Raw genomic sequence first — 15,146 nt, 5'->3', positions numbered from 1 at the left:
GAATTAAAAAAGGATACAATGCCTAAAATGAAAACCAAATCCAGTGCTAAAAAGCGTTTTAAGCTTACCGGTACCGGAAAAATTAAAAGAAAGCACGCTTTTAAAAGTCATATTTTGACAAAAAAGTCTAAGAAGCGTAAGCTTGCATTAACTAAAATGACGTTAGTGCACAAAAGCGATGAAAGTAGTATTAAGGAGCAATTACGCCTTAAATAATATTTTCAAAAGGTTACTTTATTAATAAACCCAGGAGTTAGGCTTTTATGAAGTAATGAGTTCAGAGTTATGAGTTCAGTATCTTATGTAAAAAATCAAGTGCCGATTATCGGCCGCCTACTACTAAAAATTTAAAATTATGCCAAGATCAGTAAATTCTGTTGCTAAAAGAGCCAGAAGAAAAAAAGTTTTAAAACAAGCCAAAGGTTACTTCGGACGAAGAAAAAATGTATGGACCGTTGCTAAAAATGCAGTTGACAAAGCTATGTCATACGCATACAGAGACCGACGAAATAAAAAGAGAACCTTTCGTGCTTTATGGATAACTCGTATTAATGCGGGCGCCAGACAACACGGAATGTCCTATTCTCAATTTATGGGAAAAGTAAAGGCAAATGGTATTGAACTAAATCGTAAAGTACTTGCAGATTTAGCTATGAATCATCCGGAAGCTTTTAAAGCAATCGTAGATAAAATAAATTAATTACAATATTTAATATTAATATTTCTCACTTAAAAAAGCCATCTGTTTTTCAGATGGCTTTTTAGATTTATATTTTGTTTCTAAATTACAAATAGTAGTTTACAAATCAATTTAATTTGCTACTTCACTAATAAATTTAATTCGGTACATTCTTAATTCTTCATCATCATAATCCCCATCAAATTCTTCCATAGCAAGACTTATATCATCACTTTCAGCATCTATAAAATACTCATGTATTTCTTCCTGTTGCTCTTCGTCCAAAATCTCGTCTAACCAGTAAGAAATGTTTAATTTGGTTCCGCTATAGACAATAACTTCCATTTCTTTAAGAAATTGCTCCATGTCCATACCTTTGGCGGCAGCAATATCATCCAAAGGAAGTTTTCTATCTACACTTTGAATAATATAAAGTTTAAGACCACTATTAGCACCGGTACTTTTTACAACTAAGTCATCCGGTCTAATTATATTATGATCCTCGACGTAAGCCGAAATTAAATGAATAAATTCTCGACCGTATTTCTTGGCCTTTCCTTCACTAACTCCATGAACATTCCCTAATTCTTCTATCGTGACCGGATATTTTAAAGCCATATCTTCTATAGAAGGATCCTGAAAAACTACAAAAGGAGGAACTCCTAGCTTTTTAGCCACTTTTTTACGTAATTCTTTTAAGGATTTTATTAACACCTTATCTAAACAGGCACCTCCGGACTTTGCCGTTACAATCGACTGATCATCATTATGTTCGGAATAAATATGATCTTCAGTCATCATAAAACTTTCAGGATTGTCGATAAACTTTTTTCCTGCCTTTGTTATTCTGATTACTCCGTAAGTTTCTATATCTTTTTTAAGGTATCCGGCCACTAACACTTGTCGGATTAGTGCCATCCAGTAGTTTTTATCTTTATCTGAACCGCTACCAAAAAATTTTTGGGTATTAGTTTTATGCGAAGAAATGAGTGCATTGCTTTTACCAGTTAGAACATTGACTAAATCTTTGGATTTATAGATTTCTCCGGTCTTTTTTACAATTTTTAGCAACGTACGAACTTCATCTTGAGCTTCCTGTTGTTTTTTAGGGTTCCTAACGTTGTCGTCCATATCTGCGCCATCCCCATTTACCGTATCAAAATCTTCTCCGAAATAATGAAGAATGAACTTTCTACGAGACATAGAAGTTTCAGCAAAAGCTACAATTTCCTGAAGCAAGGCATGCCCTATTTCCTGCTCGGCAACAGGTTTTCCACTCATAAATTTTTCAAGTTTTTCAATATCTTTATACGAGTAGTACGCCAGACAGTGTCCTTCTCCTCCATCCCTACCAGCTCTACCGGTTTCCTGGTAATAACTTTCTATACTTTTAGGGATGTCGTGGTGAATGACAAAACGGACATCCGGTTTGTCTATCCCCATACCAAAGGCAATTGTTGCTACTACGACATCCGTATCTTCCATAAGGAACATATCCTGATGTTTTGCCCGGGTTTTTGCATCTAATCCTGCATGGTAAGGAACTGCTTTAATCCCATTAACTTCCAGGGTTTGTGCAAGTTCTTCCACTCTCTTTCGGCTTAAGCAATAGATAATACCACTTTTGTCTTTGTTTTGTTTTACAAAACGAATGATATCCGCATCTACATTTTTAGTTTTCGGGCGAATTTCATAGTATAAATTTGGACGGTTAAAGGATGCTTTGAAAGTATTGGCTTTATGCATCCTAAGGTTTTTTAAAATATCTTCCTGTACCTTAGGTGTAGCGGTGGCAGTTAAGCCTATAATTGGTATATTCTGACCAATTCGCTCAATAATACTACGTAAATTCCGATATTCCGGACGAAAATCATGACCCCATTCACTAATACAATGGGCTTCGTCAATGGCAAGAAACGATATACTTTGCTCTTTTAAAAATTCGACATACTCTTCTTTAGTTAGAGATTCTGGTGCTACATATAGTAATTTAGTAATCCCGGAAAGGATGTCTTCTTTTACTTGTTTTACTTCGGATTTATTTAAAGAGGAATTGAGTACGTGTGCTACCCCTCTATGTTCAGAGATACTCCTAATGGCATCTACCTGATTTTTCATTAAGGCAATAAGTGGTGATACTACAATTGCCGTACCTTCTAACATAAGTGCCGGTAATTGATAACAAAGCGATTTACCACCGCCAGTAGGCATAATTACAAACGTATTTTCCTTATTTAAAACACTCTTTATGACGTCTTCCTGTAATCCACGAAATTGCCCAAACCCAAAGTATTTTTTCAGGGCTTTCTGTAATTCCATTTCTGTTACATCCATCCAATCAATTCCATTAAATTTCCATATTTAACAACCCTCTTATTTGTATTCCCCAATAAAAAATTTAGAAAGGTTTGTCGTTCTGTATTTTATAACGTACAAATATAAAAAATACCGAAAATTAAAAGCTTTTTTTTTGTCTTATCTGATAATCTTACGGTATTCTCTACCTTTGTACTTTTAAAGATAACAAATTCTTTATTATAACGAGCGAAATTCTAAAATTTTGGATACACAAGAATCTATAATTTCTTTTGCAAAAACCACAATACTTGAACAGGCCAAAGCTATTGCTACCATTGAATCTTTTATCGACACCGAGTTTGCCGAAGTTGTACAACATATCCATCAATCTAAAGGAAGGGTAATTGTTACCGGAATTGGAAAAAGTGCTATTATTGCCACAAAAATAGTAGCTACCATGAACTCAACCGGTACTCCTGCCGTTTTTATGCATGCGGCAGATGCCATTCACGGGGATTTGGGTTCTATTTTAAAAGATGATATTGTTATCTGTATTTCAAAAAGCGGTAATACTCCTGAGATAAAGGTGCTAGTTCCTTTTATTAAGGAATTTAAAAATAAGATTATTGGTATTACTTCAAATCGCGATTCATTTTTAGGAAAGGAAGCTGATTTTGTCCTTAAGGCTTATGTTGAAAAAGAAGTTTGCCCTAATAACCTGGCTCCTACGACCAGTACTACGGTACAAATGGTGATTGGAGATGCGCTAGCTACCAGTTTATTAAATTTAAGAGGATTTACCAGCACGGATTTTGCTAAATATCATCCCGGCGGGACTTTAGGTAAAAAACTTTACCTACGTGTTAGTGACATTACTGCCCTTAATGAAAAACCGGTAGTTCATCCGGATTCAAGTATTAATGAAGTTATCTTTGAAATTACTGAAAAACGCCTGGGAGCTACGGCAGTCTTGGAAAACAATAAAATAATAGGTATTATTACCGATGGGGATATTAGACGAATGTTAACAACTTCTGAATCTTTTGAAGGGTTAAAAGCATCGGATATTATGTCTGTACATCCAAAGCAAATTGAAAACGATGCCCTTGCAGTTGATGCTCTAGAGGTCTTAGAGAACAATCATATTTCTCAGGTGTTAGCAAGCGAAAACGGGGTATATACCGGTCTTGTTCATATTCATGATTTAATGAGAGAAGGAATTCTATAATTATGGCAAAAAAGAAAACGAAAGATCCGCAAACCATGTCTTTTTTGGATCATTTGGAGGAGTTACGATGGCATTTAATAAGAGCAACTACGGCTGTTTTGATTATGGGGATCATAGCTTTTATTGCTAAGGGATTTATTTTTGATGTCTTAATTTTTGGCCCTAGAAACGCAGACTTTCCTACGTATCGAGGATTATGTTGGCTATCCCAATTATCAGGTATGGATAATAGTTTATGTTTTGAACAATCTCCTTTTAGTATACAAAGCCGTAAGGTTGCCGGGCAGTTTTCCGTTCATATTTGGACGTCAATTACTGCTGGTTTTATTGCCGCATTTCCTTTTGTATTATACGAATTCTGGAAGTTTATAGCCCCTGCCCTCTATGAAAACGAACGAAAATATTCAAAGGGTTTTATTTTTATTAGTTCGCTATTGTTTTTCTTAGGTGTTTTATTTGGGTATTATGTAATTACGCCACTTTCTTTGAACTTTTTAGGAAGCTATCAGGTAAGTGAATTGGTATTAAATGAATTTGATGTTGATGATTATATCCGCCTGGTGCGTGTTTCCGTTATTGCTTGCGGATTAATTTTCGAGCTTCCAATTATCATGTATTTTTTAGCAAAAGTTGGTTTAGTTACTCCTGAATTTTTAAGAAAATACCGGAAATTTGCTTTGGTCATTGTTTTAATTCTTTCGGCTATTATCACTCCACCCGATATTGTAAGTCAGATTATTGTGGCGATTCCCATATTGATTTTATATGAGGTTAGCATTTTGATTTCTAAAATTGTAGTTCGAAATAATAATAAAAAACAAAAAAAGGTATCTGTTACATGAGTATGGTAGAAGAATTTAACGAGTATCGGGAGAAAATGAATTCCCGAATTTTGGAAGATAACAACAAGATTATCAAACGTATTTTTAACCTGGATACAAATGCATATATGCCTGGTGCTTTGGATGTTAAAACCAAAGAACTTCTAGGTTTGGTTGCTTCGGCGGTGTTACGTTGTGATGATTGTGTGAAATATCATTTGGAGACCTGTCATAAAGAAGGTTTGCAAAAGGAAGAGGTGATTGAAGCTTTAGGTATTGCTACGTTAGTGGGTGGTACGATTGTGATTCCGCATTTACGTAAGGCGTATGAGTTTTGGGATGCGTTGGAAGGTGATTCTTAGTATTGAGTAGTTCGTATTGAGTATTGAGATTTTTGTTTGGGGTTGTTTGTTGATAGAGAATCGAGGTTAGAAAATAGAGGTTCGAAAATAGAAGCTAGAGAATAGAGGTTGTTGGTGGTTTTTAGTATTGAGTAGTTAGTATTGAGTATTGAGATTTTTGTTGATGGTTGATAGGTGTTAGTTGATAGTTGATGGAAAATGGAAAATAGATGCTAGATTGCGAATTTTGAGATTCTTTTTTTAAAAGCAGCATAGGATAACGTTGTAGTATTTTGAGAGAAAATTTTACTAGTTACTTTTGGCTTTTGCCTTATTTACTAAACTTAACGAACTTCTCTTTTATCCTACTTGAATTGTCTTTTAATACTGTAAATTCGTAACATAGGTTTTGAACATAAGTCATTTTAAATATGAAGTTAAAGGCAGATAATTTAATGAAATCCTACAAGGGCCGGAAGGTGGTTAAAGGAATTTCACTAGAAGTAAACCAGGGTGAAATCGTTGGGTTACTGGGTCCTAACGGGGCAGGTAAGACTACTTCTTTTTACATGATCGTAGGACTTGTAAAGCCTAACGGCGGAAAAATTTCACTAGATACAACAGATATTACCAAATTCCCAATGTATAAACGGGCGCAAAATGGAATTGGATATTTGGCTCAGGAAGCTTCGGTTTTTAGAAAATTGAGTATTGAAGATAATATTTTAAGTGTGTTACAACTGACTAAGCTTTCTAAAAAGGAACAGCAACATAAAATGGAATCTTTAATTGATGAATTCAGTTTAGGACATATCCGAAAAAACCGAGGAGACTTACTAAGTGGTGGGGAACGCAGGCGAACGGAAATTGCACGAGCACTGGCTACAGACCCTAATTTTATTTTGCTGGATGAACCTTTTGCCGGAGTAGATCCAGTTGCAGTAGAAGATATTCAACGTATCGTAGCACAGTTGAAGAACAAGAATATTGGTATTTTAATTACGGATCATAACGTACAGGAAACACTTGCCATTACCGATCGTACCTATCTTATGTTTGAAGGAAGTATCTTAAAAGCAGGTATCCCCGAAGAATTAGCAGAAGATGAAATGGTACGTAAAGTGTACCTGGGGCAAAACTTCGAACTACGTAAAAAGAAGTTAAATTTTTAAACTACTACTCCCCTATTCCTAAAACTATACACCGCAGAAAATATGATGTAAAGTAGGATAATAATGGGTATTGCTATAAATTTAAGTGTTATTAATAAACCTAAACATAAAATTAAAAATACGTAGCGCATCGCATTTTCTTTAAAACCCCAGGTTTTAAATTTTAAGGCAAATAATTTTATTTCGGCATTCAAGAGATAGCAACTGATTATGGTTATTAATAGAAGTACTATTTTATTTTCTATTATACTAGTGACTATTGCGGACGGTTGATATTCTAAAATTAAAGGTAAACTTAGAATTAATAGAGTATTTGCCGGAGTGGGGAGGCCGATAAAACTATCGGTCTGTCGGGTATCAATATTAAACTTAGCCAGACGGTAGGCAGAGGCTAAAGTGATACATAAACCGAAAAAGGATACATAGGAAATATCAAAACTAGTATAAACCTGCGCTTCCTGCCAGTTTCCCGAATCTATATAGAACGGTTGTCCAAACGAACGGGTTAGTAGCTGATACATCACAATCCCGGGTACTACTCCGCTGGTAACGGCGTCTGCTAGCGAATCTAATTGTAACCCCAATTCACTATAGGCTTGCAGGGCTCTAGCTGCCAATCCGTCAAAAAAATCAAATACAATCCCTAACAGGGCAAATGCAGCAGCTAAGGGCAATTGCCCTTGTACAGCAAACAATACTGCGATACATCCGCTAAACAGGTTTAAAAGAGTAATAAAATTAGGAATTTGTTTTTTTAATTGCATAAAACCAAATTTTTAGTAAATGTAGTAAACAATTTTCGTCTAAATCATTGTCGAATACAATATGAACATGGAAATAAAGTTTATAAAATAAAAAAATAGTAAGATATTTGTAAAAAATTGTTAAGGTTGAATAAAGTTGCGATTATATTTATTCTTACCTGTTTCTATTCTTTGACCGCACAGACTACTCGTAAATATTCTAACGAATTTTTAAATATTGGTGTAGATGCGGCAGCGTTAGGAATGGCTAATGCTGTGGTTGCCACTTCTGAGGATGTCAACTCCGGGTACTGGAATCCGGCCGGTTTAACGTTGCTTGAGGATAATCAAATTTCTTTTATGCACGCGGCATACTTTGCTAATATTGCCAATTATGATTACCTGGGTTACGCCATGCCTATAGATGAACGTAGTGCTTTGGGGATTTCTATCATTCGGTTTGGAGTTGATGATATTTTAGATACAACCAGCCTGGTAGATGCGGATGGAAATATAGACTACACTCGGATTAATTTATTTTCGGCGGCAGATTATGCTTTTACTTTTTCTTATGCCCGAACTACTCGTTGGGACGGATTATCTTATGGAGCTAATGCAAAAGTAATTCGACGGGTAATTGGTGATTTTGCTTCAGCTTGGGGATTTGGTTTTGACCTTGGTATCCAATATGCTGTAAACTCCTGGCGTTTTGGATTAATGGTCAGGGATGTTACTACAACTTATAATACCTGGAGTATAGAAGATTTTGCAATAGGAGATTTAAATGGTAACGGCACTCCGGATGAAGAAGAAATCGAACAATTAAGAGATCAGGAATTACCGGAGACTACAGAGATTACGCTACCAAAATTACAACTTGGGGCAGCAAAATATTTTGAGATCAGCAATAAATTTGAATTATTAGCTGAACTTAATATGAACGTACGATTTGCTGAAACTAATGATATCATATCCACTTCAAGTTTTAGTGCGGTTCCTGCTTTCGGTTTTCAACTGGATTACAATAAATTGATTTTTTTAAGGGGCGGTGTAGGTAATTTTCAAAACATTCAACAATTCGACGGTACGAATGAGATTGGCTTTCAACCGAATTTTGGAGTTGGTTTTCATTATAAAGGAATTTCTATCGATTATGCTCTTACAGACATAGGAGATCAAAGTGCTGCTATCTATTCAAACATTTTTTCTTTAAAAGTGGATTGGAGTATTTTTTCAAAGAAGAATTTTTAAATATGATTTTAAGTTCTAAACAAACCTTCCTTAGTCTTACATCTTCATAAATATTTCTAATTCTATACTTTTTTGATAAAGCTTTTGTCATACTACGAATTAAGATCATTAGAAATTATCCTTCTATAACAAATCTTTAATTTCTATCACTGAATAGCTTTATGAGCAGATAATCATATCTCAATCTGTTGGTAAAATATTTTAAATTTTCAGATTGTTAGCATATAAAGTCAATCCTAATCTTGTCTACCGGGATTCTTCTCCTCAAATTAATATAAACCTTTTGCTAATGTATCTTTAATATACCTATTCATTTCTAGATTATTGGCATTTTACAAAAAGTACATTTGTCATACATCCTTAACCATTTAGTCTATATTTAAGTACATACTGCCTGTCGTTTTAAGAAAGTTTATGATAATTTTAAAATATAATTATAAACTATAATATTATGACACAATTAAACAACTCAATGAAAGTATTGCTCTGCTTCTTAATCGCAGTCACAGTTCAATACGTTCATGCAAAACAAGTTCCTTATAAAGGAGCTAATGCAGACCACAGAGCGGAAATCCTGAACGCTATTAAATCACTTTCTCCAAAGGATAATGAAATCGAATTTTTACCAGGCAAGGTTTATGGATTGAAGGGAACATTAAATATTCCTGCCGGTAAACGAATCGTTTTTAAGACTAGCAACAACTCAAATAAAAAAGCCATTCTAAAAGTGACTTCCAATAGGATTGGTAATTTGATCACACTAAATAGGGTTGTTCGTTTTAATAACATTATTATTGACGGAGGTGGTAACACATCTTCTAATAGTTACGGAATACTGGTTAATGTGAATAACACTAAGAACGTTCAATTCATTAACTGTGACATGCGGAATTTTAACGGAATTGGAATTGCTTCAAGATCACCATCTATACCAAACTATACGGATGGTTTGGTTGTAAAAGGCTGTAACTTTAGTAACATTAGTGGAAACTCTGTAATTTTATTAATTGACAGGAGAACTAACAAACGTGATGGAAAAGGAAACCTTATAGGTGGTAAGAAAAATGCACTTGCTTCCTTTTCTAGTCCGGTTGTTATTGAAAATAGCCGTTTTACAGGAAAGCATAGTGTTGCTATCCGATCCGATTGTGGAAATGATTTTTATAAGATACCAGGAGAACAAGGCGTACGTCGATATAGACAATCTACTGATTTAAATGCTACTATACGAAATAACTTTTTTGGTGCTACCGTACGATGGAATATTGGGATGGTTCAGGTATCAGGAGCAACCTTTGCAGATAATACTTTTGAAGGGGGCGGTACTACCGGAAAAGGAAGTGGAGCTTGTTTTCATATTGAACAGTTTTGTACAAATATTACTATTAAAAACAACACTTTTAACATCAAAAGACTTTTTGGAATTGCCTTTGCCGCAAAAGAGGGATATAAGAGATATACAGAAACACCAATAAGGCTATTTGATAATAAGGGTGGTAGAGCACATTCGTTTGCAGAAGCCAGTCCCAGATGTACTCAGAACAGGCCCTTTATGTCAAGTAGAAAAACCTGTAAGCGTGATGTACATTCCTATGGTCCTAGAAATTTCAATATCTATGGGAACAGATTTAATGCTGTAGGAAATAATGTGAAAACAGCACTTCAAATAAGAGATGCTGAAGATTTCTATGTAGGTAATGCAGGAAAAGGAAAGGCTAAAAATACCTATTCTGGTAAATTTAGTTCTGGTAGAATTGTAATTAACCGTGGAGATTTAGGAAATAAGAATGTTATTATTAACGATAATTTAAAGGCGTGTCAAATTAATATTAAAGGTGATATCTGGTTTAAGAAAAATAAATCCAACGTCAAATTAAACGGAGCTAACCTGACCGGATGTGGTGGTACTAACAGAAGTGCCATAGCTGAAGATGGAATTACCGACAGTTTATCCGAACTTGCTTTTTATCCAAATCCGGCTACGGACATTACTACTATTCAAACTATTGGAAACAGTGAGTATATCGTTGAGTTTTTTACACTTGCCGGAAAAAGCGTTTTAAAAGAAATTGTTAGTGCAGGTTCTGGTACGCATGATTTAAATTTAACCAGCTTAAGCTCCGGACATTATATTGTTAAGTTTAACAATGCACAGGAAACAGTTATTAAGAAGTTAGTTGTAAACTAGCAGTTCATAAAAATAGCATCGTATTTATTTTAAGATTACTAGAAATTCTTAAAGTCAATAAATTTGTTAAGTTTGCTTTTTTAAAATGCATCATTTCTTTTTAGAAATGATGCATTTTTACTTTATGCCTGGAAGTGTTTTAAAGTTCACAACTATCTTTACTTTGTTAGGTTGCTTATAGGGTAATATTTATTTTTGTTGAAGCTAAAAGAATTTACTAATCTATTTATGGAATCTTTTAATAATTTATTCTTAACCTTAAAGGCTACTAAAGCATGAGATTCATACTGCTTTCTCTTTTATCAGGAGTTATTTTAGCGTTAAGCTGGCCTACCTATGGGTTTCCGTTACTATTATTCTTCGGGTTTATCCCTTTATTATATGTTGAAAAGCAAATTAGAGATACTAAAAAACATGCTTTACTAGCTTTCGGATATGCGTTTATTGCTTTTTTTGTTTGGAATGTAAGTACTACCTGGTGGATTTATAATTCAACAGCTTTTGGGATGTGGTTTGCTGAAATTGCAAATACTATATTGATGAGTAGTGTATTCTGGTTATATCACGTGGTAGCCAGAAGGGTTAGTTTTCAAATGAGCGCTATTTTTTTATGCTGTCTATGGCTTAGTTTTGAATATTTACATTTACACTGGGAGTTTTCCTGGCCCTGGCTTAATCTGGGTAATGGCTTTGCCAATTTTACTTCACTGGTTCAGTGGTATGAATATACGGGGGTTTCCGGAGGTTCATTATGGATACTTATTTTAAATTTCAGAATTTTTAAATCGCTACTTTTATATTTACAGCATCGAGATATATCGATTGTTAAAAGATCGGCTTTAACCAATGGTTCTTTTATTATTGTACCTATGCTCCTATCCCTTTTCCTATTTTATTCTTATGAGGAAAAAGGGGATCAGGTACAAGTTGCTATTTTACAGCCTAATATTGATCCTTACCTTGAAAAATACGCTACAAATGACAAAGTAGTAGGTAAATTACTAATTGAAATGACCGATACACTGGCTAAAGATAATATTCAGTTCTATATTGCGCCAGAAACTGTCTTTGCAGATAATAACCGGTTGCGTAAGTTTGAATTTTCAAAAGCTAAACGAACGGCAAATAAGATTATTAAAGGGTCAAAGGAATCTTATTTTCTTTCTGGAATTTCGATGATTGATGTTTTTTCTGACCAAAAAAAAATCAGGAAGCAAACCAATGAATTTAAGGAAGGTGTATATTTTGACGATTACAATTCGGCTTTTTTTATACGACCTGACTATTCCTATGAATTGTACCATAAAAGTAAACTGGTGGTAGGTGTTGAAAATTTTCCATATCAAAAATTTTTAAAACCTATCCTTGGCGATGCTATGATTGACCTGGGGGGAACAGTTGCTAAGAAAACCACCCAGGATGACAGAGAAGTATTTTTTACTAGAGATAGTATCGGTGCTGCCCCGATTATTTGCTACGAAAGTGTTTATGGCGAATATGTGACGGGTTATGTTCGTAATGGTGCTGACTTTTTATCTATTATTACCAATGATGCCTGGTGGGGTAATACGCAAGGACACCAGCAACACCTGGCTTATGCTAAATTACGGGCTATTGAAACCCGACGTTCTATTGCCAGAAGCGCCAATACCGGAATTTCTGCAATTATTAATCAAAAAGGTGAAATTGTAGCTTCTCTGCCTTATAAAGATAAAGGAGTTCTAACCGGTTCTTTATTTACTAATGATACCATTACGTTTTATGTAAAGGCAGGGGATTATCTGGCCAGAGTTGCCATCTTTATGATGGTTTTTATTTTCTTATATGCAGTAACCCGAAGGAGAGGAGCAGTTGGTCTGTAAAATGAGTGTGCTATTTTACAAGCTTTATTTTGAGTGAAGGTATAGTTGCTATATCTTTACTTTTTCTAAAATAAGATCCTTTCTATGAATTATGTTTCGGTTGAAAATGTAGCCAAATCTTTTGGTGAACGAATTCTATTTTCAAATATTTCTTTTGGTATCAATCAAGGCCAGAAAATAGGTTTTGTTGCAAAAAACGGTACCGGAAAAACTTCATTATTACAAATTATTGCGGGAGATGACCAACCGGACGAAGGTCAGGTTATTTTTCGTAAAGATGTAAAGCTTGCTTTTCTGCCCCAGGAGCCGAATCTAGATCCGACGTTAACTGTTGAACAAACGGTATTTGCTTCGGATAACGAAATTTTACGGGCAATCAACCAGTATGAAAAAGCGCTGGAAAATCCGGAAGATGCTGAAAATTACCAATTAGCTTTTGAAAAAATGGATGCTTTAAATGCATGGGATTTTGAAACGCAATACAAGCAAATTTTATTCAAGTTAAAATTAGAGCAGCTGGATCAAAAGGTACAACAACTATCCGGCGGACAGAAAAAAAGACTGGCACTGGCAAATATTCTGTTAAGTAAGCCTGAACTTCTATTTCTGGATGAGCCTACCAATCACCTGGATTTAGAAATGATCGAATGGCTGGAAGAATACTTTGCAAAGGAGAATTTTACCTTATTTATGGTGACTCATGACCGTTACTTTCTGGAAAATGTGTGTAATGAAATTATTGAATTAGACCACGGAAAATTATATAGTTATAAAGGAAACTACGCGTATTACTTACAAAATAAAGAAGCCCGGATTGCTAATCAGGAAATTGAAACAGATAAGGCAAAACAACTTTATAAAAAAGAACTGGACTGGATGCGTAGGCAACCTAAAGCCAGAACGACTAAATCTAAATCCCGTATTGAAGATTTTCATCAAATAAAAGAGCGTGCTCATCAGAGACGTAATGACCATACGGTACAGCTCGAGCTTAATATGGAACGATTAGGGAGTAAGATTCTTGAGTTGCATAAAGTCTCAAAATCTTTTACTGATCTTACTTTACTAGACCAGTTTGATTATGTATTTAAAAAGGGCGAACGTATTGGCATTATTGGTAAAAATGGTACGGGTAAATCAACATTTCTTCATTTAATTACCGGCGGTATCCAGCCAGATTCAGGCAAGGTTATCGTAGGAGATACCGTTAAGTTTGGGTATTATACACAAAAGGGAATTACAATTAAAGAAGGACAAAAAGTCATAGAAGTTATTAAGGAATTTGGGGAATATATTCCATTAAAAAAGGGAAGGCAGATATCCGCACAACAGTTGTTAGAGCGTTTTCTTTTTGACCGTAAAAAACAATACGATTTTGTTGAAAAATTAAGTGGTGGAGAACGTAAACGCTTGTACTTATGTACGGTTCTTATTCAAAATCCTAATTTTTTAATTCTGGATGAACCTACTAATGACCTGGACATTGTTACGTTAAACGTGTTGGAAAATTTCCTTTTAGATTTTCCAGGTTGTTTATTGGTAGTTTCTCACGACCGTTATTTTATGGATAAAATTGTGGATCACCTTTTTGTTTTTAAAGGAAATGGTAAGATTGAAGATTTTCCAGGGAATTATACGGATTACCGGGTGTATCAAAATAGTAGAACGCCCGATGTTGCTCCTAAAGAAGTAACTACTACGCCCGTTGAAAAAGAAGCTAAAAAAACCTGGAAAAAAGATGCTAATGAGGGAATGTCTTTTAATGAACAAAAAGAGTTTTCAAAAATAGAAAGGGAGCTAAAAAAATTAGAAACTGAAAAAACTACTTTAGAAAACGCATTTTTAGAAGAAGGCCTTACCCCTAATCAAATTGCGGAGAAATCAAAGGAGCTACAAAAAATAACAAATATTATTGAAGAAAAAGAAATGAGATGGATGGAACTTGCAGACAAAGCCTAGCAAAAATCGGTTATGTTTGCTGCTCATTCGTATCTAAAATTTCTTTTGGCTTCTACTAATCAGCATGGTATCCACTCCCCTTTTGTGTACGATCTGGTTACTAAAGGATTATATCCTGAAACCATAGCTAAAAGTGAGATTTTACATTTAAAGAGTCTGGCAAAGAATAATAAGACACCTTATAAAAGCTTAGAATTGTTTGTAAAGACCATTAACTTCCTTAAAATTCATTCGGTAACTTGTTCGGGTTTAGTAAACCCCGAAAAATTTTTATACGATATACAAAATAGTTTTCATGTAGATGTTCAAAATTCATCTACAAAAAGTGAGCTCTTTTATTTAAACCTAAGAGAAAAATGTGTTACAGGAATATTAGAAATACCACTTTCTGATTTGGTTTTAGAAAATAAGATTGTTTTTGTTAATAATATTCATCAAAATAAAAAAAGTTATTCGCTATGGCAAGAATGGATTCAGGAGCCTAAAATTACTGTTTCCATTGATTTGTTTTATGCAGGTTTGCTATTTATACGTCCGCAACAAGTAAAGGAACATTTTATGGTTAGGTATTAGGTCAAAATTCGTATTTTCCTTTTTAAAACCT

General features: G+C 34.5%; 13 protein-coding genes. 11 read left to right on the top strand and 2 right to left on the bottom strand.

Annotated elements, in window-relative coordinates; genetic code table 11:
- Positions 1–18: 18 nt before the first annotated feature.
- Positions 19–216: a 50S ribosomal protein L35 gene (gene rpmI, locus NBT05_RS10740; RefSeq protein ID WP_265769864.1), complete on the top strand. Its 198-nt coding sequence runs from the start codon at positions 19–21 to the stop codon at positions 214–216.
- A gap of 139 nt (positions 217–355) precedes the next feature.
- On the top strand, positions 356–700 hold the full coding sequence (gene rplT, locus NBT05_RS10735; RefSeq protein WP_265769863.1) for a 50S ribosomal protein L20: 345 nt from the start codon (positions 356–358) through the stop codon (positions 698–700).
- Positions 701–811: 111 nt separating this feature from the next.
- On the opposite strand, the gene recQ is transcribed toward rplT, so the two are convergent.
- Positions 812–3,013 (bottom strand): DNA helicase RecQ, encoded by a 2,202-nt coding sequence (recQ, locus tag NBT05_RS10730; protein WP_265769862.1) that lies wholly within the window; start codon positions 3,011–3,013, stop codon positions 812–814.
- 226 nt (positions 3,014–3,239) lie between these two features.
- On the opposite strand from recQ, the gene NBT05_RS10725 reads away from it, so the two are divergent.
- From NBT05_RS10725 to lptB, 4 genes are all read left to right on the top strand, one after another.
- Positions 3,240–4,205, top strand: coding sequence for a KpsF/GutQ family sugar-phosphate isomerase (locus NBT05_RS10725; protein ID WP_265769861.1), 966 nt, complete (start codon positions 3,240–3,242; stop codon positions 4,203–4,205).
- Between the two features lie 2 nt (positions 4,206–4,207).
- Positions 4,208–5,047: a twin-arginine translocase subunit TatC gene (gene tatC, locus NBT05_RS10720; protein WP_265769860.1), complete on the top strand. Its 840-nt coding sequence runs from the start codon at positions 4,208–4,210 to the stop codon at positions 5,045–5,047.
- On the top strand, positions 5,044–5,388 hold the full coding sequence (locus NBT05_RS10715) for a carboxymuconolactone decarboxylase family protein (protein ID WP_265769859.1): 345 nt from the start codon (positions 5,044–5,046) through the stop codon (positions 5,386–5,388). Before tatC ends, NBT05_RS10715 begins: the two co-directional genes overlap by 4 nt.
- A gap of 410 nt (positions 5,389–5,798) precedes the next feature.
- Positions 5,799–6,539: an LPS export ABC transporter ATP-binding protein gene (gene lptB, locus NBT05_RS10710; RefSeq protein WP_265769858.1), complete on the top strand. Its 741-nt coding sequence runs from the start codon at positions 5,799–5,801 to the stop codon at positions 6,537–6,539.
- Here the strand turns inward: lptB and NBT05_RS10705 are convergent.
- Positions 6,536–7,303 carry a CDP-alcohol phosphatidyltransferase family protein gene (locus tag NBT05_RS10705; RefSeq protein WP_265769857.1) on the bottom strand — a complete coding sequence of 256 codons (768 nt, stop codon included), beginning with the start codon at positions 7,301–7,303 and terminating at the stop codon, positions 6,536–6,538. The genes lptB and NBT05_RS10705 overlap by 4 nt on opposite strands.
- 126 nt (positions 7,304–7,429) lie before the next feature.
- Here NBT05_RS10705 and NBT05_RS10700 point away from each other — a divergent pair, with 126 nt between their 5' ends.
- The 5 genes from NBT05_RS10700 to NBT05_RS10680 all read left to right on the top strand — a co-directional run bounded on the left by NBT05_RS10700 (position 7,430) and on the right by NBT05_RS10680 (position 15,115).
- Positions 7,430–8,533, top strand: a complete 1,104-nt coding sequence (locus tag NBT05_RS10700) for a PorV/PorQ family protein (protein WP_265769856.1) — start codon at positions 7,430–7,432, stop codon at positions 8,531–8,533.
- 451 nt (positions 8,534–8,984) lie between these two features.
- Positions 8,985–10,721, top strand: coding sequence for a T9SS type A sorting domain-containing protein (locus NBT05_RS10695; RefSeq protein WP_265769855.1), 1,737 nt, complete (start codon positions 8,985–8,987; stop codon positions 10,719–10,721).
- A 275-nt stretch (positions 10,722–10,996) separates the two neighbouring features.
- Positions 10,997–12,583 carry an apolipoprotein N-acyltransferase gene (gene lnt / locus NBT05_RS10690; protein ID WP_265769854.1) on the top strand — a complete coding sequence of 529 codons (1,587 nt, stop codon included), beginning with the start codon at positions 10,997–10,999 and terminating at the stop codon, positions 12,581–12,583.
- Between the two features lie 84 nt (positions 12,584–12,667).
- Positions 12,668–14,542, top strand: coding sequence for an ABC-F family ATP-binding cassette domain-containing protein (locus tag NBT05_RS10685; RefSeq protein WP_265769853.1), 1,875 nt, complete (start codon positions 12,668–12,670; stop codon positions 14,540–14,542).
- 12 nt (positions 14,543–14,554) lie between these two features.
- Positions 14,555–15,115 (top strand): hypothetical protein, encoded by a 561-nt coding sequence (locus NBT05_RS10680; RefSeq protein ID WP_265769852.1) that lies wholly within the window; start codon positions 14,555–14,557, stop codon positions 15,113–15,115.
- Positions 15,116–15,146: the final 31 nt, after the last annotated feature.

Origin of the sequence: Aquimarina sp. ERC-38, assembly GCF_026222555.1 — a bacterium.
Taxonomy (GTDB): Bacteria; Bacteroidota; Bacteroidia; order Flavobacteriales; family Flavobacteriaceae; genus Aquimarina.
Note: the sequence above shows the minus strand (reverse complement) of the source record. Positions and strands in the feature narration are given on the sequence as shown.